Below are 20,726 nucleotides of genomic sequence, written 5' to 3'. Positions count from 1 at the left end.
GGCGGGACAGGGTCCGACAATCTTGACGTTGTCTGGGCGCATGCGGCCTGATGGCTGCAAGGTGTTCGGCGTGGAATCCAGTTTGTTCGCTATTAGAACTTGAATTCGCACAATGAACAGATTACACCTGCGATCAACCCCGGTCAAGCCGCCCTCCCGCGCCCACGGGCCACCCCGATCTAGGGTAGTCGCAGCACCGCGTGGCTGCCCGCCGCACCCGGCCGGACCTCGAGCCGCACGTCGATGCGTTCGCGCAGCTCGGTCACGTGCGAGATGATGCCGACCAGCCGCCCCGCCTGCTGCAGATCGAGCAGCGTCCGGATGGCGAAGTCGAGGCTTTCCGGATCGAGCGTACCGAAGCCTTCGTCGACGAACAGCGTATCGAGCTGGATGCCGCCGGCGCGCGACTGCACCACGTCGGCCAGCCCGAGCGCAAGCGACAGCGAGGCCAGGAAGCCTTCCCCACCCGACAGCGTATTGGCCGGCCGCGTGCTGCCGCTATCGTGATCGAACACTTCCAGGTCGAGGCCACCGGCCGCGCGCTGGTCGGTCTGCTCGCGCATGCGCTGCAAGGTATAGCGGCCGCGGCTCATGCGCATCAGCCGTTGCGACGCGGCCTCCAGCACCTCGTCGAGCAGCGATGCCAGTACGAAGCGCTGGAACGTGATGCGGCGCGGATTGTTGCCGTTGGCCACTTCCGACAGGCGTCCCAGTACCGCATACCGGCTCTCGATTTCGCGCCCGTCCGCGTCCAGCGCGTTGAGCAGCCGCTGGCATTGCAGCAAGGCGTCGCGCGCGGCCATCAGCTCGCCGCGCTGGCGAATCGCGGCTTCCAGCCGCGCCGCCGCGGCATCGCGCGCCGCCTGCAGGGCCGGCAGGTCGGGGACCTGCAGATCGCGGGCTTCTGCCTCGGCGCGTTCGCGCCGATCGGCCGCGCGCGCCAGTTCGAGTTCGAAATCGCGTACGGCCTCGTCGAGCGCCACCATCGCGGCCGGCGGCAGGCAGGCGGCCTCCCACGTCGCCGCGTCGGCAAAGCCGGCCGCGGCAATGGCCTGCGCGAGCGCGCCCTCGGCGTGCGCGTGGCGGGCATCGGCCTGGGTCAGGTGCGTGCGCGCGGCATCGCGCGCGGCCACCGCCGCCGCCAGCCGCGAGGCCGCCTCGCGTTCGGCGGCCTGGGCCGCCTGCAAGGCCGCGTCGAGGGCCGCCGCCTGGGCGCGTACGCGCGCCAGCGTGGCTTCCAGCGCGACGGGATCGCGCAAGTCCTCCGGTACCTGCGCGCATGCGGCCCGCCATTCGCCTTCGAGCTGTGCGGCGGCCTGCGCCTCGCGCTGCAAGGCCACCTCGGCGTCGCGCGCGCGCACCACCGCGGCCTCATGGCTGGTGCGCGCCGCGCGGCTGGCCGGCTCCAGCGCCTGCAGCCGCGCTTGCGCGCGCTGCGCCGCGGCGAGCGCCTGCGCGGCGGCCTCCCCTCCCTGATCCCGCGCGCCCGGGGCTTCCGCCACGTCCACCACGTCCACCACGTCCACCAGCTCCGCCAGGTCCGCCAGGCGCGCTTCCGCCTGCGCGAGATTGCCCTGCGCGGCCTGGCGGGCGGCGGCGGCCGCCATCACCGCTTCATCGGCGCGCCGCACCGCATCGCGGCTCGCGTCGAGCTGGGCATCGCTCACCGACAGCAGATCCGCGTGTACCGCGACCGTGGGATGTTCCGTGCCGCCACACACCGGGCACGCCTGACCGGGCGCAAGGTCGGCGGCCAGCCGTGCGGCCTGGCCAGCGCGCCAGGCCTGCTCGTCATGGACCAGCGTCTGGCGCGCGCCGTCACGCGCCGCCGCGGCACGCCGCTCGGCATGCGTTGCCGCCTGCAACGCCTCGCGCAGCGCCGGCAATGCCGCCGCCGCAGCAGCATGGCGCGCCAGACGGGTCTGGCGCTCCCTGGCCTGCGCCAGCTGCAACGTGAGCGCCTGCAGCGCGGCCGCCTCGCGCCGGACCTGTTCCAGTTCCAGGTCGAGCGCCTGCTGGCGGCTGGCATGGTCGACCACCACGCCAGCCGCCTGGTCGCGCAGCGCGGTCACCCGTGCCGTGGCGTCCCGTGCCTGCGCCAGCCTCTGCCGCAACGCACCCATCTCTCTCGCGCGCGGCAACATGCCCTCGGCGGCGGCGATGTCGCGTTGCAGCGCCTGGCGCGCCTCGGCGCGCGCCTGCTGGTGCGCCAGCGCGGCCGCCGCCTGATGCGCCGCCTGCGTGCCGGTGACCACGGCGTCGTCGTGCCGGGTCAGCGCCTGTCTTGCTTCCGCCTGGTCGCGCCGCGCGGTGGCCAGATGCTCGGCCAGCGGCGTTACCTGCGCCGCGCGCTGTGCGGTGCGCAAGCGGGTGCGCTCCGCCGCCATTGCCTCGCGGCGCGCGGCCAGGCGTCCATACGCGTCCTCCGCCTCGCGCCACTTCTTCAGCTGCTGCGTCTCCAGCTCGGCCTTGCTCAGCGCGGCACGCGCGGCATCGCTGTCGGCGCGCGCCATCTGCTCCTGCTGCGTCAGATGCGCCAGCGCGTCCTCTTGTCCGGCGACACGCGCGGCCAGGGCATCCGTCGATGCCAGTTCATGCTGCTCCAGCAGGGTCTTGCGGCGCAGCGCGATGCTGTCGGCCTCGCGCCGGATCGCGGCCGCCTGCTCCTTGAGCAGCGCTTCCACGCGGCGATAGATTTCGGTCTGGAACAGCCGCTCCAGAATGGCCTGACGCTCCTGCGAACGTGCCGTGAGCAATTCGCGAAAGCGCCCCTGCGGCAACACGATGACCTGACGGAACTGCGCGCTGTCAAAGCCCAGCAGATCGCGCACCGCATCGCTCACGCGGTTCGGCTGCGTGGCCTTGCTGACCCAGCCGTTATCGCCCATCTCGTCGAGCTGGGCCTTGGGCGTCTCGCGCACGAGCGTGCCCGCCGCGCGCTGGCTGGGGCGCTCCTGCGCGGGCGAGCGCGTCACGCGGTAACGGCTGGTGGCGAGCGCGAATTCGAGCGTCACTTCGGTGCGCAGCGCGGGATCGGCATTGGCGTTGCGCATGTCGCGCGGATCGCGTTCGCCGCCCGAGGTATCGCCATACAGCGCAAAGCAGATGGCATCGAGCAGCGTGGTCTTGCCCGCCCCGGTGGGGCCATGAATCAGGAAGAAGGCCTGGTCGCCGAGCCGCGTGAAATCGATCTCCTCGCTGGTGGCGAATGGTCCGAACGCCTGCAGCCTCAGGTGCAGCGGTTTCATGCCGACTCCCTTTCCGCTGCCGTCATTGCGGCTAGCAGGTCATCCAGCGTACGGCGCTGGTCCGGATCGAGATCCGCGTCGGCCACTTCGCGAAAGAAGCTCGCGAACAGCGCGCCGGTATCGAGTTCGCGCAGACGGCGGCCGGCTTCGCCCGCGCTGCCGGTCCGCGCGAGCACGGCGCGCTCGATGGCGAGCGCATTGGGGTAGGCCTGGCGCAGGCGCGCCATCGGGTCGAGCAGCGCGCCGGTGTCCGTCAGCACCGCATGGATATAGTCGTCGCGCTGCGGATCGGCCGCGGCACCGTCAATCAGCGTCGCCAGTTTGCCTTCCAGCACGCGCAGGTTGCGCGCCGGTTGCAGCGCAATGGGCTCGATGCGAACCGCACCGTCGCCATCGAGTTCCACCAGCGACACGCTCTTGGCATGGCTGGCCTCCGACAGCGAATACTTGAGCAGCGAACCCGCATAGTGCACGCGCGCGCCGATGGTCTGCGGACGATGCAGATGCCCGAGCGCGACAAAGTCGAAGCCCGCGAACACCTCCGCCGCCACCGCCCCGCTACCGCCCACCGACAGCGGCCGCTCCGATTCGCTCACCGCGCCGCCCACCACGAATGCGTGAGCCACCGCCACCGAGCGCACGCCGGCCGGATGCGCGGCGCGGATGGCGTCCAGTTGCGCGGCGAGCGCGGCCTCGTGGCTGGGCAGCTCCAGGCCGAGCGCGTCGCGCACCACGGCGGGTTCGGCATAGGGCAACGCATAGATGCGGACTTCGCCGTGCTTGTCGCGCAACGATACGCAACTGGCGGCCGCGCTGGTGCGGCCGGCCACGTGCAGGCCCTGCGCCGTCATCAGGCGCGCGCCAAAGTCGAGCCGTTGCGCGCTGTCATGGTTGCCGGCAATCATCACCACCGGCACGCCGGCCTGCACCACGATACGGGCGAGCACATCGTCGAGCAGGGCCACCGCGTCCGGCGGCGGCACCGCGCGGTCGTAGACGTCGCCGGCAATCAGCACGGCGTCCGGCCGTACGTCGCGCACGAGGGCGACGAACTGGTCGAGAATGTGGGCCTGATCCTCGATCAGGCTACGGGCATGGAACAGCCGCCCAAGATGCCAGTCGGCGGTGTGGAGAAAGCGCACTCTGAATCCTTGAACAACGTCGGTACGACAACAAGTGCCGCATCATAACGTCGCGCCGGCCTTCAGGCGGATTCTGTCTCGCTGTCGGCGGCCTCGCTGTCGGCAATCTGGTACTTGCGCATCTTCTCCCACAGCACCTTGCGGCTGATGCCGAGACACGCCGCGGTGTCCTGCCGGCGCCAGCCATTGGCGTCCAGCGCGGCGATGATGCGGCGGCGCTCCTCCGCGTCGCCACGCTCGCCGCGCTCCGCGCCACGGTCATTGCCATCGAACGCGCCGGGCCGCAGGGTACGGAACAGCGGGCGGATGCGCGCCTCGTCCCAGCTCCCGCATTGCCGCACGGTAATGCCGATCCGCTCGGCCAGATTGCGCAGTTCGCGCACGTTGCCGTTGAAGAACGCGGTCCCCACAGCGCCCTTGAGCCAGTCCGGCATCGGCGGCAGCGCGTCGTAGCCCGGCGCACCCAGCATATGGCGCAGAAACGACTGCAGCAGCGCCACCTTGTCGGCGGCGCCGCGCTCCTCCAGGCTGGGGATGCGCAGCTCGATCACGGCCAGGCGGAAATACAGGTCGGCGCGGAAGCGGCCCGCGCCCACCGCCTCGCGCAGATCCTTGTTGGTGGCCGCCACCAGACGGAAGTCGAGCTTTACCGGCAGTGCGGAGCCGAGCCGCGTCAGCGCATTCTCTTCCAGCACGCGCAGCAGCTTGACCTGCTGGAACAGCGGCAGGTCGCCGATTTCGTCGAGGAACAGCGTGCCGCCGTTGGCCTGCTCGAAGAATCCGCGATGGGCGAACATCGCGCCCGTGAAGGCGCCCTTGGCGTGGCCGAAGAACTGCGACTCGAACAGGCCATCCGGGATCGCGCCGCAGTTGACGGCAATGAAAGGGCCCTTGCCATAGGTGCGATTGCGCTCGTGGAACAGTCGCGCGATACGTTCCTTGCCGGCGCCGGTCTCACCGTAGAGCATCACATTGCTGTCGAAGTCGGCAAACGTATCGACCTGTTGCAGCAGTTGCATCATGGCTGGCGATCCCGCCACGAGGTCGGCCACATCGGGGCCGGTGTCCGCGGCCGCGAGCAGTTGCGGCAGCAGCTTGCCGATCTGCGCGCGCAGGTCGGGGCCGGAAAAATCGTGGGGCAGGATGTGCGCGTACTCGGGCGGAAAGCGGCCGGGATCGACTTCACGGTCGGGCGCGGCCACCCACACCACCGGCATGCCATGCGCGGCCTCCCAGTCGAGCGTGAACTTGGCCGTGCCCAGCGCGGAAGCGCTGATCACCGCCACGCACGGCTTGGTGCGCGGCTCGGACGGCAGCGCATCGAGCGCGCCCGCGCGAATGACCTCGACCCCCAGCGGCGTGAGAAAGCGCGCCACCCGGTCGGCAATCTCATATTTGCCTTCCCACACATAGACTTCAAGGCTCTCATAGGCCCAGCGGTCGGCTTTCATGTTTGTCGTCGTCAGTACACCAGTTCAGCGTTGTTGCAATCGATGCCATGCATCCAGACCGTGGCGTTGCCCAGCTGAATGCCAAGCGAGGCCAGCGTATGGACCAGGATGTCGTCGATGACGTCGACTAGCGGCGCCAGCCCGAGCTTCACCACGGGCTTGACCGCGGCCAGCACGGCGTCCACCAGCGGTTGCGCAATGCCCCCCACGCCGCCGTCCAGCTGGAGTTGCAGGCTGGCAACCAGCTGCAATACGAGATCCGCCAGCGGACTTTGCGCCGCCACCTGGCTCTGGGTCGCCGGCGCCAGCGTCAGGTTCGTGCCGGAGAAGGACACCGGCGACGACGTCGCCGTCGCCTTGAGCGTCCCCACCAGCGGTATCACGCCGAGCGTCGCCGGCCCGGTTGCACAGTCGGTGCCGGCGTCATTGGCCAGGCACACCGTGGCCAGTTGCGGCTGCACCTGTAGCGTCGCGCGCCGGTCGGCCGAAGCCGCGCTGCATTGCAGGCCGGTCAACGCGGCGGATGCCTGTGCGGCCTTCACGAACAGGGGCAGCCGCAGTTCCAGTTTCAATGGCGGCAGTAATGGCACGGACAGGTCCAACGGTTTGGCCTGTGCGATCACGCCAACGCCCAGTTGCCCCGTTACGGCGGATGTCGCCCATGGTATCGGTCCGCTGGTCTGCCGCACCGGCCCGACCGCGAACTGCGGCGGCTGGATGACCTTCAGCATCGTCTTCACGCCCAGCAGCTCACCGGGCAGCGACAGCACCAGGTTGAGCTCCGTCGCCATGTCCCCGCGCGCGACCTGCGCGCCAAGTCCGAGTAACGTCGCCACGTTGAGCCCCACCTCCGCGGCGGAAGATGCCGCAGGTGCCAGCAGGCCCAGATCGAGCAACTGGGACAATCGGATGACGGCACCGGCGCCGCCCGCGCCAAGCGTGGTGGGAGGACTGCCGAGCGCGGTACTCAGCAGCGCGTCGCGGCCGGCGGCCTTCAGTACGAGCGCGTCGAAGTCGGGCAACGACAACTGCAGGCCCAGCAACTGGTCGATGGTGCCCACCCCGGCCGCGAGCCGCAATTGCTCCAGCGTGATCTGCGTATTGACGAGTCCGGACCAGTCCGCCGCGGAGAACTTCACGACCACGTTGGGACCCAGCAGCGCGCTCAGGAAGCCATTGGCCGTGTCGACATCGAGCAGCCCACTGCCAACCGAAAACGACGCCACCGGCGGACTGGCCGCCGCAATGGCCTCCGCCCGCAGTTGTCGTCCGCCCGACCCCGGAAACACGAACAGCACGGGCAGCGTCAGCGTGGCCTGTACGCGCACCGCATTGGGCGTGACCCGGGCGGGATCGTAAGCCGCGTTGAAATGCCGCGTGCTGTCGCCATTGGCCGGATTGCCCGGATCCCACAGGCCGAGGCAGCTCGTCATGCCATCCGCGCCACCCGCCGTCGCATCGGCGCAGCCATTCGCCACCCCGGCGGGATACCCGTTCTGGCTCGCGGCGCCTTGCACCGACGCCAGCACACTGGCCGCAACTACCGGCACCTCGTCCGCGCGCTTCAATTGCTGCGCGCCTGACACCGCCGCCAGGTCCACCATCTTCTGCAACTGCCGCTGACTGTAGAAGACATAGCCCACATCGACGGAGATCATCGCCGCCACCCCGATGGTGGCCAGCAGGATCACCGCCATCACGCTGATCGCGCCCGCCTGCCACCGGCGCGTACCAACCCCGCGCCCGCGCGCGACGGCGCCGGGGCAGATGGAGAGCGCAAGCCCGCGTGGCATGGCGTCGCCCCTACTTGCCATTCACCACCACGCCGCCGGACCCGCCGCGCAAGGCGCTGCCGGTGGCCTGGCTGGTAAAGAACTCCGGAATCGCGTAGCGGAAGCTCGCCATATGGCGTTCATACGCCAGCGCCGCCTGCTCGCCGCTCATGGGCAGGCCCGGGCCGGCCTGCGCACCGCTGCGCTGGATCTCGAGCAGCGCGCGCGTGGTGCTGCCCACAGGTTGCTGCGCGGCGTGATCGAGCACGGCCTGCGCCTCGGCGGGCTGCGCCGGCTGGGCCCTCGCCTGCGTGAGCGGCAGGCACAACGCCAGGCCGAACACGCAGGCCAGCACCGGCCGCAGGGCAAGGGACGGCATGCGGGGCGCCGTGGCGCCCCGCGCGATGCGTCCGGGACCTCCGGGACGCCCGAGGCGCGAACGACGATGGAATGGGAACATGGCGGCTCCTGTGGATGTCATGGGTTCGGACTGCGCGACTCGGTCGACATGGCGAGCGGCTTGCTTGCCGCGGGTCGGGTGCCCGCGCGCCCCGCAGCGGCCCGCGTCACGCGGTCCGCCTCCTTGCGAATGGCAGTGCGCGTGGCCTCGGGCAGGTTGGCCTGCTGCATCATCGCGTTTGCCTGTGTCCGCTTGCCATCGGCCAGCATCCATACCGCCGCATTGCTGACGATGCGCGGATTGGAGCCGTCGAGCTGCAGCGCCTGCATCACCGGCACACGCGCTTCCTGCAACGCGCCGCCGCGCATCAGCGCATAGCCGAGATCGTTGGCGATCTGCGCGTTGATCGGATCGAGCGCGGCCGCCTGGCGCAACGCCATGACGGCATGGGCAAAATCGTCCTGCCGCCCGGCGATCAGGCCAAGACCGTGATAGGCGCGCGCGGCCCGGTCGGTGCTCACAAGCTCGCGGTACGCGAGCGTGGCGGCCTCGTCCTGTCCGGTCTCGCGCAATGCATCGGCGCGCATCAGCCTGATCTCGGCATTGGCGCCATAGCGCTTCTGATAGGCATCGATATGCGCAAGCGACGCGTAGTACAGCCCCTCCTGCTGCATCCTGCCGATCAGGCCGAGATAGACCGCCTGGTCGTTGTATTCCGCGCGGGCTTCCTTGTCGCGCAGCCGGGCCAGCTCGATCTGTGCCTCGGCCTGCTCCGCCATGCGCTCGGCGCCGTTGTTGCCAAGGCCGGCGCAACCGGCGAGCACCACTGTCAGCGCCACCGGCAGGGTCACCGTCGCCACCACCTTCCATGCAACCGTCCGCGCGCAAATTACCGCTTGCCTCATCATTTGACCCCATTCATATGTGCCAGCATCCGGATCGCGCCCAGAAAGCCGGGCCCGGCCGTGATGATCAGCAGCACCGGCAACAGGCTGATCACCATGACGCCGGTCATCTTGACCGTCAGCCGGCCAATCTTGTCTTTCATGCGCGCCTTGCGCGCAACCTGCAGCCGCTCGCCAAACTGCCGCAGCGGCTCCTGCACCGCGCCGCCGTGCCGATCCACCTGCGTCAGCAGCGTGATCAGGCCCTTGAGATCCTCGTTGTCGAACAGCCGGCCGATGCGCAGCAGCGTCTGCTCGCGCGAGCGCCCCGACGCAAACTGCTGGTTGGCACGCTGCAGTTCCGGCCCCAGTACCTGCAGCAACGCGCCAAACTCCACCACGATGATCTGCAGGCTCTGGTCGATCGAAAGTCCCACGCCCTGCAGCAGCCGCAGCATGTCGATCAGCACCGGCAATTCCTCGTCCACCTGCGCAAAGCGCTGCCGCGCGCGCCGGCGCAGCCACACCTTGGGCGCGAAGAAGCCCAGTGCAAAGACCACAAAGCCCCACGTAAAGGCATGTCCCACACCTTCGTGCAGATGCCACGGGAGCGTTCCGAGTGCCAGCGCGAGCGGCAGCACCACCCGCACCCCGCCGAAAATCGCCCGTGTGCGCGCGCCGTAGTAGCCGCACTGCTCCAGCAACTGCTGCTCTTCCGCGGTCACCACCGCGCGGCCGAGCCGCGTCTCCAGCCAATGCTGGTCAAAGCGTTTCTCGAGCTTCTCGCCGAGCTGGGCACCCAGTTGCGTCGCGGCCGGCCGCGCCGCCGCCATCGCCGCCGCATGCTGTGCCGGCGGCAAGGCGTTAGCGGTGGCTCCCGCGGCCGCCTGTGCCGCCTGTGCCGCCGCCTGCCGCACCAGCGCGTTGTCGATGACCTGCTCGGCGGCCTGGCGTCGCCGCCATTGCCCGAGCAGCGGCCACGCCAGCAGAACCGCCGCCAGGGCTAGCAACAGCAGGCTCAGCGAGAAGAGGGTCGAGGTCTCCATGCGCGCTCCTAGATCGACCTGGCCAGCCGGTACAGCATGAAGGCGCCCACGACCTCAAGTCCGGCGGCGGTGAGCAGCATCGCGCGCCCGGCCGGGTCACGCCACATCTGCAGGATGTAGCCGGCATTGATCACGAACAGCGCGCCCGCGACCACCATCGGCAGCAGCCCGAGCACCCACGCGGACAGTCGCGTCTCCGCCGAGAGCGCCAGCAATTCGCGCTGCGCTTCCTCGTGATCGCGCATAAAGGTTGCCGTGCGCTCCATCACCACATCGGCGCGCCCGCCATAGCGCGTGGATAGCCGCAGCACGGCGGCGACCATGATCAGCTCGTCGACGCGATACAGGCGGCCCACCTGCAGCACCGCCTGGTCGAGCTCCTTGCCCGCGCGCTGCAGATGGATCGCCTGCACCAGGCAGTGCCGTAGCGGTGCCTCGGTATTGGCCACCGAATTCTGGAATGCCGCCGGCACGCTGCTGCCGATCGCCATCAGCCGCACCACGCCATCGAGAAAACCCGGCAACTGGCGCAGCATCTTCTCTTTCAGCCGTCGAATCCGCAGCCAGACCAGGAACGCGAGCAGCGCCACGGCCATGACCAGCATCGCCGCCGCACCGAGGGTGCCGCCCGCGAGCGCGCCCAGCGCCACCGCGAGCAGCGGCGGCACGCCCCAGCGCAGACAGGTGCGGCGCGTGTCGGCGAGATCGGCGCGCCGCAGCAGGTCGGCCCAGCGCCGGCGCAGGTCGCGCGTGGTCGACTGCGGCCCCGGCTCCACCGCGCTGGCGTAGCGCGCCCGCACCTGCTCGGTCTGCGCCTGCAAGTGCGCGCGGGCGACCTCCGCCTGCGCCCGGCCGCGCGCGGTGGCAAGCAGCAGCAAGCCCGCGCCGAGTATCACCAGCGCGATGGCGGCGAGCATGAGGCCGGCGCTAGACATCGAAGCGATCGTCCAGCAGGAACCCGGTCGGGCGCATGCGCGCCAGCTTGGGCGAGTGGGGCAGCAGGCCGAGCGACTGCCAGCGATCGGTCTCGGTCCCGTCTGGACCCATCACGGGCTCGTGCCGCCAGAGCTCCTGGGTGGAGATGATGTTGTCGCCCAGGCCCGTGATTTCCGTGATCGACAGGATGCGGCGCTTGCCATTGGACAGGCGGCCGATCTGCACGATGAAGTCGATCGCGTTGGCAATCTGCCGGCGCAGGCTGATCTCGCTGCCCTGGAAGCCCGCAAAGCCCGCCAGCATCTCCAGGCGATACAGGCATTCGCGCGGACTGCTCGCGTGAATCGTACCCATCGAGCCATCGTGTCCGGTGCTCATGGCCTGCAGCATTTCCAGCACCTCGCCGCCGCGCACTTCGCCCACGATGATGCGGTCCGGACGCATGCGCAGGCTGTTGCGCAGCAGATCGCGGATGGTCACCACACCGGTGCCCTCGAAACCGCCGGGACGGCTCTCGAGCCGTACCACATGCGGATGGTTGAGCGCGAGCTCCGCGGTGTCCTCGATCGTGATCACGCGTTCCGTGGCAGGCACAAAGGTGGCCAGCGCGTTGAGCAGCGACGTCTTGCCCGAGCTCGTGCCGCCGCTCACGAGGATATTGCAGCGCGCCTTCACGGCCGCCTCCAGCAGCTCGGCGATGTCCGCATTCATGGTGCCGAGCGACTGCAGGTCCGCTGGCGTCAGCGGGTCCTTGCGGAACTTGCGGATCGATACCACCGGCCCTTCCAGCGCCAGCGGGGGGATGATCACGTTGATGCGGCCGCCGTCCGGCAGACGCGCATCGACCATCGGGTTCGATTCGTCGAGGCGCCGCCCAATCGGCGCGAGGATACGCCGCACGATGCGCAGCAGGTGGCCGCCATCGGCAAACCGCACCGGAATGCGCTCCAGCACGCCATGGCGCGATACATAGACATCCATATGCCCGTTGACCAGGATGTCTTCCACCGCCGGATCGTTGAGCAGATCCTCGATCGGGCCAAAGCCAGCCAGCTCGTTGGTCAGTGCCTCGGAGATCTGGCGCAACTCCACCTCGTTGATCGGAATACGCCGCAAGCGCGTAAAGCTCTCCAGCTCGAGGTCGACAAAGCGCTGGATCGCCGCGCGCGACCACCGGCCGAACTCGGCGCCAAGTTCCTCGATGCGGGTCAGCAGGTGCTCGTGCGCCGCTTCCTTGATCGTATGGAACTCCTGCGAAACAGGAAACGGAGCGGGGGCGTTGTCCGAGAATTCGATCGCTTGCGTCATGTCAGTTCCCAGCCCTCGGCGTGCGCGCAACGCGCCATGCGTCCGGCAGTTTCTCCTTCATTCGGGCCAGCAGGCCACGCTCGGCCACCGGTCCCGCCTGGTAACCCAGCCGCGCCATCAGTGCGCCCACGGCACGCACATACGGATCGGCAGGTGCATCGTCGGCCAGTACCGCACCACGATTCGTCGCCAGCAGCAGCGCTTCGCGCCGCTCCGGCAGGACTTCCACCGCCCGCACACCCACACGCTCCGCGATATGCGCGGCGTCGATGCCAAGCCGCGCGTCAAAGCGCGAGACCACCAGGCGCAGGTCGTCACGCTCGATCTCGCGCTTCCTGAGCTCCTGCAGCAGTTCCGCCGCTGACACGATCGCGCCCAGGCTCTGCTCCGCGATCACCAGTACATGATCCGCGGCGTCGACGATCTGCGCCATGAAGTCCATATTGGTAAAGCCGCCCAGATCGATCACCTGCAGATCGAAGAACGCGCGCAACCGTTCCAGCAGCGCGAGCGCCTCCGAATACGAGATGTCGCGCAACTCGCCCAGCGTGGCCGGCAACGGCAATACCGAGACCCCGTTGGCATGGCGTGCCAGCGCGGTCTGCACAAACACCTGGTCGAAGCGGCGCAGGTTGCGCACGGCTTCGACGAAGTGGAATTCGGGCGCGATATTGCAATACAGGGCCCCGTCGCGCACCGGCAGGCCGAGGTCGAGCAACAGCACTTCCGCGGCTGCGCTGCGGCGCACCGACGCGGCCAGGTTCACCGCCAGGCTCGTCACCCCCACGCCGGGCCGCGCGCCCAGCAGCGCCACGATCTTGCCGCGCCGGGTTGGCTCCGCCGGCTTGACCTGCGCGCGCGGCAACATCAGGCGCCGCACCACCGCGGTCGCGTCGCCCGGCTCGCCACGCAGGTCGACAAAGTCGCGCACGCCCGCGCGCAGCGCCGCCAGCATCGCGTCGGGTTCCGAGGCATGGCCCACCGCCACCAGCGGCAGGGACGGGAACAACCGCACGATATGCTCGGCCAGTCGCGCCGAGGCCTGCGCCCGCTCCGCCGCGAAGTCCAGGAACACCAGGCCTGGCCGGATCGCGCCCACCTGATCGACGAACGTCTCGTGCGAACCGTCTTCCGCCACCAACGCCCCCACACCCGCGAGCGCGCCGCCGAGCCACTGCCGCACCGCGTCGCGGCGCGTATTCAGCAGGAAGTAATCGATCTCCACATCTCGCTGCATCATCGTGATCCGTGTCCTATCGCGAGAAACCCGGCAGGGTCGGATCGGCGTATTCACCGGCCACGAAGCGGCCCCAAACGTTGGGACTCGCGCGCGTGCGGCCATCGTTTCCCACCGCCGCCACGGCTGGCGCATCCTTCGCCAGCGGCTTCACCAGGCGCGGCGTCACGACGATCATCAGTTCGCGGTCTTCCTGATGGAAGTTCAGGTTCTTGAAAAAGCTGCCGATGATCGGCAGGTCGCCGAGGAACGGTACCTTGCTGACGTTGCTCACCGTATTGCGGCTGACCAGCCCGCCGATCACGAAGCTCTCGCCGTCGCCAAGCTCGACGGTGGTATCGGCACGCCGCGTGACAATGGCCGGCACGAAGGCGCCGTTGAGCTGGATGCCGCGCGAAGGATCGAGGTCGCTTGCCTCCGGCGCCACCTTCAGCGCAATGCGGTCGCGCGAAATCACGGTCGGCGATACCGTCAGGCCAATGCCGAACGGCTTGAACTGGATCGTGGTGGTGCCGAGCGCCTGCGGCACCGGAATCGGAATCTCGCCGCCCGCGAGAAAGCTCGAGCTCTGGCCCGACAGCGTCACCAGGCTCGGTTCCGCCAGCACGCGCACGAGCCCGTTGGACTCCAGAATGCTCAGGTTGGCAAAGAAGCGGTCCGACAGCGAAGTCGCCACCAGGTTGAACGCGCTCGCGATCGGTACCGTGCCCTCGATCGCCATGCCGTCGGGACTCGGCGTGATCTTCGAAATGGTGGACGGACTGAACGTGCCGAACGTAAAGCCACCATTGCGCTTGAGGAAATTGAGGCCGACTTCCTTCAGCACGGTCTTGCTGATCTCCACCACCTTGACGTCGACCTGCACGGTACCGGACAGCGGCACCGTCGATTTGTCGACCACCAGCGCAGCGCCCTTGGCGTCGGCGCCGCGCGCGGCCGTGGCATGACGCGCGGCACGCTGCACGCGCGCGGCCGCCGCCGCATCGGCCGACTGTCCGCTGATCGCCGCCCCGGCGGTAGTGAGTGCCATCTCGGCACCGGCCGGATCGGGCGCCACGGCATCCACCAGCACCGCATAGCTGACCGGCGCGGCATTGGCATGCCAGATCATGAGATCGGTCGTGCCGGGCGCCTTGGCGACCACCAGTACCGAGGGCGGCCCGTTGCGATGCTTCAGCAGCAGCGCATCGGCGACCGCCGGGTTGCTGACCGCCACGCGTTCGAGCCCTTGCCCGGGACGCAGCTCCTGCTGCGCGCCAGCCAGCATGCGCAGCGTACGTCCGCCCGCCGTGGCGTCCTGCGCGTGCGCGCACGGCGAGATCCACAGGCACATCGCCATCCATGCGGTGGCAACGACCGATGTCAGCCCTCGGTCAAGGCGTGCATCCGCACGGAATTGCATCATGTTGGGCACCGTACGGCTCGTCATTCGATATCGCGTTTGCCGGCGCGGATCATTTCCACGCCGGCGCTCTGGTGGGCGGGCTCGCGCCGCGGCGGCGCCGCGGCGACCGGTGCGGATCGCACGGCGGCAGCCGGCGCGGCTCGCCATGCGGCGGAAGCGCCCGACGCGGAAGGCGGGCCCAGCATGCTGGTCAGCGCCACACCCGCCATGGCACGATCCGCGGCCGAACGCGCCGCCTCCGGCGGCACCCCCGCGCGGGCCTGCAGTACGCCCGGCGGTTCGGCAAACATGCCGTCGCTCGGTACCTCCGCATCCTTCGGGTTGCGCAACGCCAGCAGCAGGCGGCCGGCGGTCTGCGCCATCACGAGCTGGTCGACCCGCGCCAGCGGCACCGACAGTACCGCGGTCCGGGCGCCTTCGCGGCGCGTCATCATCTGTTCGGCCTCATGCCTGGGCGCCTCGTTGACGGCGCCGGTCCCATACGCGAGCACGCGTAGCCGCGACAGCAGCATGCGGGTCTGACTCTCCGGCACCTCCTGTCCATCGCGGCGCAGCACCACGAACACGTCGACAAAATCTCCGGGCTGCACCTGATGGCCCACGCCAATGACTTCATCCACGGCCACCGCCACCGCGCGCTCGCCTTCCGGCACCTGCCGTGCGAGTCCACCCAGCATCTGGCTCTCGAGCACGGGCACGCTGGCGCCGAGGTCCACCAGCGGCACCTGTCCCACCACACGCGTCACGTCGCGATAGGCACCGGCGGGATCGATGGGAAGCTGCTCGATCTTGACCGCATCCGCGGCGATTGGCTTGCCGGCTGCTACGGGCCGGGTCGTGATCACCACCGGATGCAGCGCAGCCGCGCCCTGCGGCGCGACTACCGGTCTGGTCTGCCGCCCCACCTGCCACGCCAGCAGTGCCAGCAGGCCCGCGAGCACGAGCAGGCCGATGGCGATCATCCGTATGTACTTGCTGCTCATGCATTGACCCTGTGTTGTTGTAATGAGATGCGGTGAATCGGTAAAGCCATGCGGCTACGTGATCACGTCATGGAGCGATATCAGTGGGGTGGAAGTGAGCGATGCGGATGCGCTATGTGTCCGGCGACAGCTGCACGATGGCGCTGCCCGTCAAGGTATCGGGCACCGGCACCAGCGGTACGGAAGGCAGCAGCGTGCTGGTAGGCAGGTTCAGGGTCACGCGCACACAGACCGCGCCCGCCGGCGTGCTGCATGCAACGGCCTGCGCAATGCCTGTGCTGCTGACGAGCGTACGGATGGAATCCGGCAACGTTGCCTGTGCCGTCTGCGCAGCCGCCTGGACACGCAAGGCGACGGTAGCCCCCGCGTTGCCGCCATTGGCGGACAGCGGGTAGCGCAGCGCGGCGCGCGCGCCCTCCGCCGCAGCCAGCGTGAGCGACTGCTGCAGTGCCAGCACGATGCCGTAGTAGACGATTCCCAATACCACCACCAGGAAGATCGGCAACACGACGGCGAACTCCAGCGCCGCGACCCCCGCGGTGCGGCGCTGGCCCCGGTTTCCACGTAGCAGCATATTCCTGCGCGCCAAACCGGTGACGCGGACCCTGAATGAGAGACGGTTCATCGATGGCGAACGCCATCCGCATGGGCAAGCGTGCCAGCGAGACAGCCGGACTGGAGCGAACGATCGAAGCGAACGGCACCTGCACGCCGGCCCTGGCCGGTCATGCGCGGTGCCGTCGGTTCATGCGGCAAAAGCAGATGCCACATGCCGCTGGCACGAGAGCGGCACCGCGATGGACGACAGCCTCGCTTGCCACGGTTCTGGCCAACGCTTCAATGCATTCGATTCCGGTGCGTCGATTGCCGCGCGCACGCTTTTCGCGTGACTCGGGCCCTCAGGTTTTACTAGGCGCAAAACCCGCCATCAGGTTCTTGACCGTGGTACCCAGCGAAGAAAAACCCGAGCTGATGTCCGAACCGAGTTGCGTAGCACCTGCTGCAATGCCCAGCGCTACCAGACCCACGATGAGGGCGTATTCGATCGCGGTCGCACCGCGTTGTCGCTTGTTGAAGCGCACCAGCACTTTTTTCATGATCTGACTCCCGACGTCAATGTCACAGTTCGCGACTCCAGCGTTGCTTTTTTTATCCCGTCCTGATCCAACTCTTTGGTGGATTGACTATTGATTATTTATTTGCTGGTAATGAATTTATAAGCCATACCAAGCCTCCGCCATACCCCCCATTCGGACTAAGGATGCTCCGAGACTAATCCCTGACAGACGTTTGAAGCAACGCTCGCTTGCAGAGTGAGCCCTTGCTGAATTCACCGAATTTTTAAAGAGCAATAGATCAGACCATCGCGGTTTTTCCGTAATTGTCCTGACCATTGCAGCGTCCCGCCGCTCGCATGAGCAGGACGCTGCATACCGCGAATAAAAGGATGCGCCGCGCGGGGTAAGGACGACAGCGCACCGTAAATAGGGGAATAGGGAAATCCCTGTCAGCCGGTTGCGCGGCAACCGCCGCGCGTGTCAGCGCGCCAGGCCGAGCAGATTGGGCAGACCGGTGCCGGTCGCTGGCGTGGACGGATTCCTGGTACCGGAACCCGCGCCGCCCACGCCCTGACCGAGCCCCCCAGTCAGCCCTCCCACCAGACCGGTCACGGGCGCGAGCAGGCCATTGACCGGGGCCAGCGGGCTCCCGCCCCCGCTGCCACCCGCACCAACGGTGCCGCCCGCCGCGCCGCCAAGCCCGCCCAGCAGACCCGTTACCGGCGCCAGCAGTCCGTTGACCGGAGCGAGCGGGCTGGCGCCTGCGCTACCCGATCCACCGACACCGCCGACACCACCCGTCAAACCTGTAAGCGGCAACGTGTTGAGCAAACCGCCGAGCGGATTGCCGCCACCGCTGCCATTGCCATTGAGCAGCACGCCTGCCGCGGCCACGGTCTTGCCCGCTTCCGTCACCACGCCACCCAGCGGCGCAACGACCGGCGTATTGGTGTTGGTCAGCATGCTGCCGCCGCTGGCCACAGTGCCGCCCAACGTCACCAGCAGGTTGTTCACCGGCGCGCCAACACCGGCGGCACCGCCAACGGTCTGCGTAGCATTGGTGAGTTGCGTGGTGAGCGGGACGATCGCCTTGCTGGCCGTGCCCGTCAGTTGCGCCACCGGTCCCGTGTTGAGCGCGCTGCCAAGCTGTGTGCCGGCGCCCTCCACCACGCCGCCGACCTGCTGCACCAGGCCGCCCACCGGATTCACCACCGGTGCCAGCGGCGCGAGTTGATCGGTGCCCAGCGAGGTCACGACATTGCCGACCGAAGACACGGTCTGTCCGGCCTTCTGCACGACGTTGCCCGTGCTGCCAACCGTCACGCCCAGCGGGTTGTCCACCGCGCCAATGCTGCCCAGGCCATTGCGCACGCCATCGCCGAGCGTGGCCACGGTCTCGCCCGCCTTGATCAGCACGCCGCCGGTGGCGTTCTGCGTGGCATCCGGTACCAGCGGCAGATTGGCGTCCTGCACTTGTTTGCCGATCTCGCTCACGGCGTTACCGGTCGCCACCACCGTATTGCCGGCGCCGTTGCCGACCTGGCCCAGTGGCGTGGTCTGCGGCGTCTGTGCGGGCGGCGTTGGGTTGTTCGGCGTGGTCGGTTGCGTGGGATCGCCCGGATTGGCGCCGCTGCCACCGCCGCTCGAGGAACAGCCCGCAAGCATGGCAAGCGCGGCCGCGCAGGCAATGGTCATCGCGTTCAGGGAACGCTGGCGTTGCGTCGTGACCTTCATGATTTCTCCTCTGTTGTGCTGTGCAAGGGGTCCGCGTCGACGTCGGTGTGAAGGCCCTGAGCGCAAAGCGCGTGCCAGCCGCTGACATGCGTCTCAAACGATCTTGTGCGGGATGCCGCCATGCCTTGCGCCATGCGGCTTTGCGCGCCGCGTCGCGGCGCGCCCCCGATGCTTGCGCCCCGCTCCCGCGTGGTCCCGTGCGCGTTACGTGCTACGTAACACGTAACGCGAAACCCGCCGCGTGCCGGCTCCCTGCGCTTCATGCGCGCGTTTCAGTCGTTGCGCGCAAAGCCTTGTGCCACGCGGGCTGGCACGATCGTCCCCCACTGAGGCAGTAGATCCGCATGCCACTGGCACATCGCTTGCGCTATCGACTCACGGGTACGGCGCGCCGGCACATCAGCAGACAACAGCGGCAACACGCGTCGTGAGTCCTTGATTCGGGAAAATCAGACAAGAGAGAACAGGTCATGCGCAACCAACATGTAGTGAATCGCGTCGCCAACCGGCTCGCCCTGGCGGCACTGGTAGGGTCCCTGCTGGCAATGGGTGGGTGTGCGAGCGGCAGCGGGTCAACGTCGATGGGTACCGCGGGCGCTTCCGGCAGCGGCGGCGGCACGGGTACCCTCGGTGGGGGCACGGGCGCTGCCGGCGGCGGCACCGATACCGCCAATAACGGCGGCAACATTGGAGGCAACACCGGCGGCGACAACGGCGCGAACAACGGAGGCAACAATGGCGGCAACAACGGGGGCGAGACCGTCGTCAAGACGCCCAACAGCGTGGTCGTGGACAACGCCGGCAATATCCTCAACGGCGTGGGCGACGCGGTCAAGGACGTTGGCGAACAGGTCAAGAACGCGCCGCTGCCGGTCGTGTCGACACAGACCAAGACCGGCCTCGGCGATGTGCTGGGTTCGGTCGGCAGTGCCGTCGGCGCGCTCGGCGATGGCCTGAAGGACGGGCTCGGCAATATGCCGGACAACCCCAATCCGCTCGGCACGACAGTGGCGAGCACCGGCAGCGTCGTCGGCGAGGTAGGCAATGCGGTCGCCAATACGGGCGTGGCGGTGAGCGGTCTCGGCAGCGGCCCGCTCGCGCCGCTCGGCGCGGTGACCGCGCCCGTCGGCAACCTTGTCACGCAGTTGGGCGGCGCGGTTGGCAATGCCGGCGACAAGGTCGGCGACGTGCTCTCCACCGGCCCGGTCGAACAGGTCACCAGCACGGTGAGCCGCGCCATCGTGCCACTGACCTCGCAACTCACGAGCGTCACGCAGAACGTCGGTGCGGCCACCGGTCTCGGCGTACCCGTCAGCAACCTGCTTGCCACGCTTGGCGGCGCCCTCGCCAACGGCGGCAACACGATCCAGCAGACCCACACGCCGGTGGTGTCCGGTGCAGGCGGCATCGTTGCCGATACCGGCACCACGGTCGCCGCGCTCGGCGGCGTCGTCAACAACCCCAACGGTGGCACCGGCGGCAGCCCGCTGGCACCGATCACCAACCTCGTCGGCGGCCTCACCGGCGGCCTCACCGGCGGCGGCAGCGGCGGTGCCGGCGGCGGTCCGCTCGCGCCGGTCACCAGCCTGGTCGGCGGCCTCACTGGCGGCCTCACTGGCGGCAACAGCGGTGGCACGGGCGCCGGTCCGCTCGCGCCGGTCACCGGTCTCGTCGGTGGCCTCACCGGAGGTCTCACCGGCGGTGGCACCGGCGGCGCCGGTGCCGGCCCGCTCGCCCCGGTCACGAACCTCGTAGGCGGCGTGACGGCTGGACTGACGGGCGGCGCCGGCAGCGGCGGCGCCAGCAGCGGCCCGCTGGCACCCGTTACCGGCCTCGTCGGCGGCGCGGTCGGTAGTCTCGTCGGTGGCCTCACCGGCGGCAACGCTCCCGCCAGCGGCGGCGCGGGCGGCACGGGCGGTGCGGGCGGCGCTGCTGGCACTGGTGGCACCAGAGGTGGTCCGCTGGCCCCGGTCACGGGCGCGGTCGGCGGCCTGCTCGGCGGCCTCACCGGCGCACTTGGCGGCAACCGGCGCTAAGCGCCGCCTCCACCGCGACGGCACCTGCCGTCGCGGCGTATCCAGCAAGGCATGACAGCCACCGGACATGGCGGCAGGGGGAGCGG

Annotated in this window: 16 protein-coding genes; 1 reads left to right on the top strand and 15 read right to left on the bottom strand. The window is 69.0% G+C overall.

Translation table 11 applies throughout. The annotated features are described in order from the left end of the window. Positions 1-179 precede the first annotated feature (179 nt). From DFLDMN_RS13860 to DFLDMN_RS13790, 15 genes are all read right to left on the bottom strand, one after another. Positions 180-3,248, bottom strand: coding sequence for an AAA family ATPase (locus DFLDMN_RS13860; RefSeq protein WP_423195504.1), 3,069 nt, complete (start codon positions 3,246-3,248; stop codon positions 180-182). Beyond that, positions 3,245-4,390 carry an exonuclease SbcCD subunit D gene (locus DFLDMN_RS13855; protein ID WP_423195503.1) on the bottom strand — a complete coding sequence of 382 codons (1,146 nt, stop codon included), beginning with the start codon at positions 4,388-4,390 and terminating at the stop codon, positions 3,245-3,247. Before DFLDMN_RS13855 ends, DFLDMN_RS13860 begins: the two co-directional genes overlap by 4 nt. Before the next feature lie 62 nt (positions 4,391-4,452). Then, positions 4,453-5,841 (bottom strand): sigma 54-interacting transcriptional regulator, encoded by a 1,389-nt coding sequence (locus tag DFLDMN_RS13850; protein ID WP_423195502.1) that lies wholly within the window; start codon positions 5,839-5,841, stop codon positions 4,453-4,455. 11 nt (positions 5,842-5,852) lie between these two features. Further along, entirely contained in the window at positions 5,853-7,634 is a 1,782-nt protein-coding gene (locus DFLDMN_RS13845; protein ID WP_423195501.1) for a TadG family pilus assembly protein, read from the bottom strand. A 10-nt stretch (positions 7,635-7,644) separates the two neighbouring features. Next, positions 7,645-7,992, bottom strand: coding sequence for a DUF3613 domain-containing protein (locus DFLDMN_RS13840; RefSeq protein ID WP_423195500.1), 348 nt, complete (start codon positions 7,990-7,992; stop codon positions 7,645-7,647). 98 nt (positions 7,993-8,090) lie between these two features. Next, on the bottom strand, positions 8,091-8,792 hold the full coding sequence (locus tag DFLDMN_RS13835) for a pilus assembly protein TadD (protein ID WP_423198419.1): 702 nt from the start codon (positions 8,790-8,792) through the stop codon (positions 8,091-8,093). A 125-nt stretch (positions 8,793-8,917) separates the two neighbouring features. Next, positions 8,918-9,943: a type II secretion system F family protein gene (locus DFLDMN_RS13830; RefSeq protein WP_423195499.1), complete on the bottom strand. Its 1,026-nt coding sequence runs from the start codon at positions 9,941-9,943 to the stop codon at positions 8,918-8,920. A gap of 8 nt (positions 9,944-9,951) precedes the next feature. Continuing rightward, positions 9,952-10,878 (bottom strand): type II secretion system F family protein, encoded by a 927-nt coding sequence (locus tag DFLDMN_RS13825; protein WP_423195498.1) that lies wholly within the window; start codon positions 10,876-10,878, stop codon positions 9,952-9,954. Continuing rightward, positions 10,871-12,187, bottom strand: coding sequence for a CpaF family protein (locus tag DFLDMN_RS13820; protein WP_423195497.1), 1,317 nt, complete (start codon positions 12,185-12,187; stop codon positions 10,871-10,873). Before DFLDMN_RS13820 ends, DFLDMN_RS13825 begins: the two co-directional genes overlap by 8 nt. A 1-nt stretch (position 12,188) precedes the next feature. Next, complete coding sequence (locus DFLDMN_RS13815; RefSeq protein ID WP_423198418.1) at positions 12,189-13,424, bottom strand: pilus assembly protein; 1,236 nt, start codon at positions 13,422-13,424, stop codon at positions 12,189-12,191. Between the two features lie 16 nt (positions 13,425-13,440). Continuing rightward, a complete protein-coding gene (locus DFLDMN_RS13810) occupies positions 13,441-14,763 on the bottom strand; it encodes a type II and III secretion system protein family protein (RefSeq protein WP_423198417.1) in 1,323 nt (440 codons plus the stop codon). A gap of 86 nt (positions 14,764-14,849) precedes the next feature. Next, positions 14,850-15,812, bottom strand: a complete 963-nt coding sequence (gene cpaB / locus DFLDMN_RS13805; protein WP_423195496.1) for a Flp pilus assembly protein CpaB — start codon at positions 15,810-15,812, stop codon at positions 14,850-14,852. A 112-nt stretch (positions 15,813-15,924) separates the two neighbouring features. Then, complete coding sequence (locus tag DFLDMN_RS13800) at positions 15,925-16,386, bottom strand: TadE family protein (protein ID WP_423195495.1); 462 nt, start codon at positions 16,384-16,386, stop codon at positions 15,925-15,927. Positions 16,387-16,711: 325 nt separating this feature from the next. Further along, the gene (locus DFLDMN_RS13795) at positions 16,712-16,909 is read right to left on the bottom strand and encodes a Flp family type IVb pilin (protein ID WP_423195494.1); all 198 of its coding nucleotides are present in this window, start codon (positions 16,907-16,909) and stop codon (positions 16,712-16,714) included. Positions 16,910-17,350: 441 nt separating this feature from the next. Next, entirely contained in the window at positions 17,351-18,604 is a 1,254-nt protein-coding gene (locus tag DFLDMN_RS13790; RefSeq protein ID WP_423195493.1) for a collagen-like triple helix repeat-containing protein, read from the bottom strand. 470 nt (positions 18,605-19,074) lie between these two features. Between DFLDMN_RS13790 and DFLDMN_RS13785 the strand changes: the two genes are divergently transcribed. After that, positions 19,075-20,640 (top strand): collagen-like triple helix repeat-containing protein, encoded by a 1,566-nt coding sequence (locus DFLDMN_RS13785; RefSeq protein ID WP_423195492.1) that lies wholly within the window; start codon positions 19,075-19,077, stop codon positions 20,638-20,640. Positions 20,641-20,726: the final 86 nt, after the last annotated feature.

Origin of the sequence: Cupriavidus sp. H19C3, assembly GCF_049393815.1 — a bacterium.
Lineage (GTDB): Bacteria > Pseudomonadota > Gammaproteobacteria > Burkholderiales > Burkholderiaceae > Cupriavidus.
Note: the sequence above shows the minus strand (reverse complement) of the source record. Positions and strands in the feature narration are given on the sequence as shown.

What these genes read in the sequence shown, in the direction of transcription:
- DFLDMN_RS13840 (WP_423195500.1), bottom strand. Translation starts at nt 7,992, where the DNA reads ATGCCGTCCCTTGCCCTGCGGCCGGTGCTGGCCTGCGTGTTCGGCCTG.
- DFLDMN_RS13790 (WP_423195493.1), bottom strand. Translation starts at nt 18,604, where the DNA reads ATGAAGGTCACGACGCAACGCCAGCGTTCCCTGAACGCGATGACCATT.
- DFLDMN_RS13850 (WP_423195502.1), bottom strand. Translation starts at nt 5,841, where the DNA reads ATGAAAGCCGACCGCTGGGCCTATGAGAGCCTTGAAGTCTATGTGTGG.
- DFLDMN_RS13845 (WP_423195501.1), bottom strand. Translation starts at nt 7,634, where the DNA reads ATGCCACGCGGGCTTGCGCTCTCCATCTGCCCCGGCGCCGTCGCGCGC.
- DFLDMN_RS13810 (WP_423198417.1), bottom strand. Translation starts at nt 14,763, where the DNA reads ATGGCGATGTGCCTGTGGATCTCGCCGTGCGCGCACGCGCAGGACGCC.
- DFLDMN_RS13820 (WP_423195497.1), bottom strand. Translation starts at nt 12,187, where the DNA reads ATGACGCAAGCGATCGAATTCTCGGACAACGCCCCCGCTCCGTTTCCT.
- DFLDMN_RS13860 (WP_423195504.1), bottom strand. Translation starts at nt 3,248, where the DNA reads ATGAAACCGCTGCACCTGAGGCTGCAGGCGTTCGGACCATTCGCCACC.
- DFLDMN_RS13815 (WP_423198418.1), bottom strand. Translation starts at nt 13,424, where the DNA reads ATGCAGCGAGATGTGGAGATCGATTACTTCCTGCTGAATACGCGCCGC.
- DFLDMN_RS13830 (WP_423195499.1), bottom strand. Translation starts at nt 9,943, where the DNA reads ATGGAGACCTCGACCCTCTTCTCGCTGAGCCTGCTGTTGCTAGCCCTG.
- DFLDMN_RS13785 (WP_423195492.1), top strand. Translation starts at nt 19,075, where the DNA reads ATGCGCAACCAACATGTAGTGAATCGCGTCGCCAACCGGCTCGCCCTG.
- DFLDMN_RS13835 (WP_423198419.1), bottom strand. Translation starts at nt 8,792, where the DNA reads ATGGCGGAGCAGGCCGAGGCACAGATCGAGCTGGCCCGGCTGCGCGAC.
- DFLDMN_RS13795 (WP_423195494.1), bottom strand. Translation starts at nt 16,909, where the DNA reads ATGAAAAAAGTGCTGGTGCGCTTCAACAAGCGACAACGCGGTGCGACC.
- DFLDMN_RS13825 (WP_423195498.1), bottom strand. Translation starts at nt 10,878, where the DNA reads ATGTCTAGCGCCGGCCTCATGCTCGCCGCCATCGCGCTGGTGATACTC.
- cpaB (WP_423195496.1), bottom strand. Translation starts at nt 15,812, where the DNA reads ATGAGCAGCAAGTACATACGGATGATCGCCATCGGCCTGCTCGTGCTC.
- DFLDMN_RS13800 (WP_423195495.1), bottom strand. Translation starts at nt 16,386, where the DNA reads ATGCTGCTACGTGGAAACCGGGGCCAGCGCCGCACCGCGGGGGTCGCG.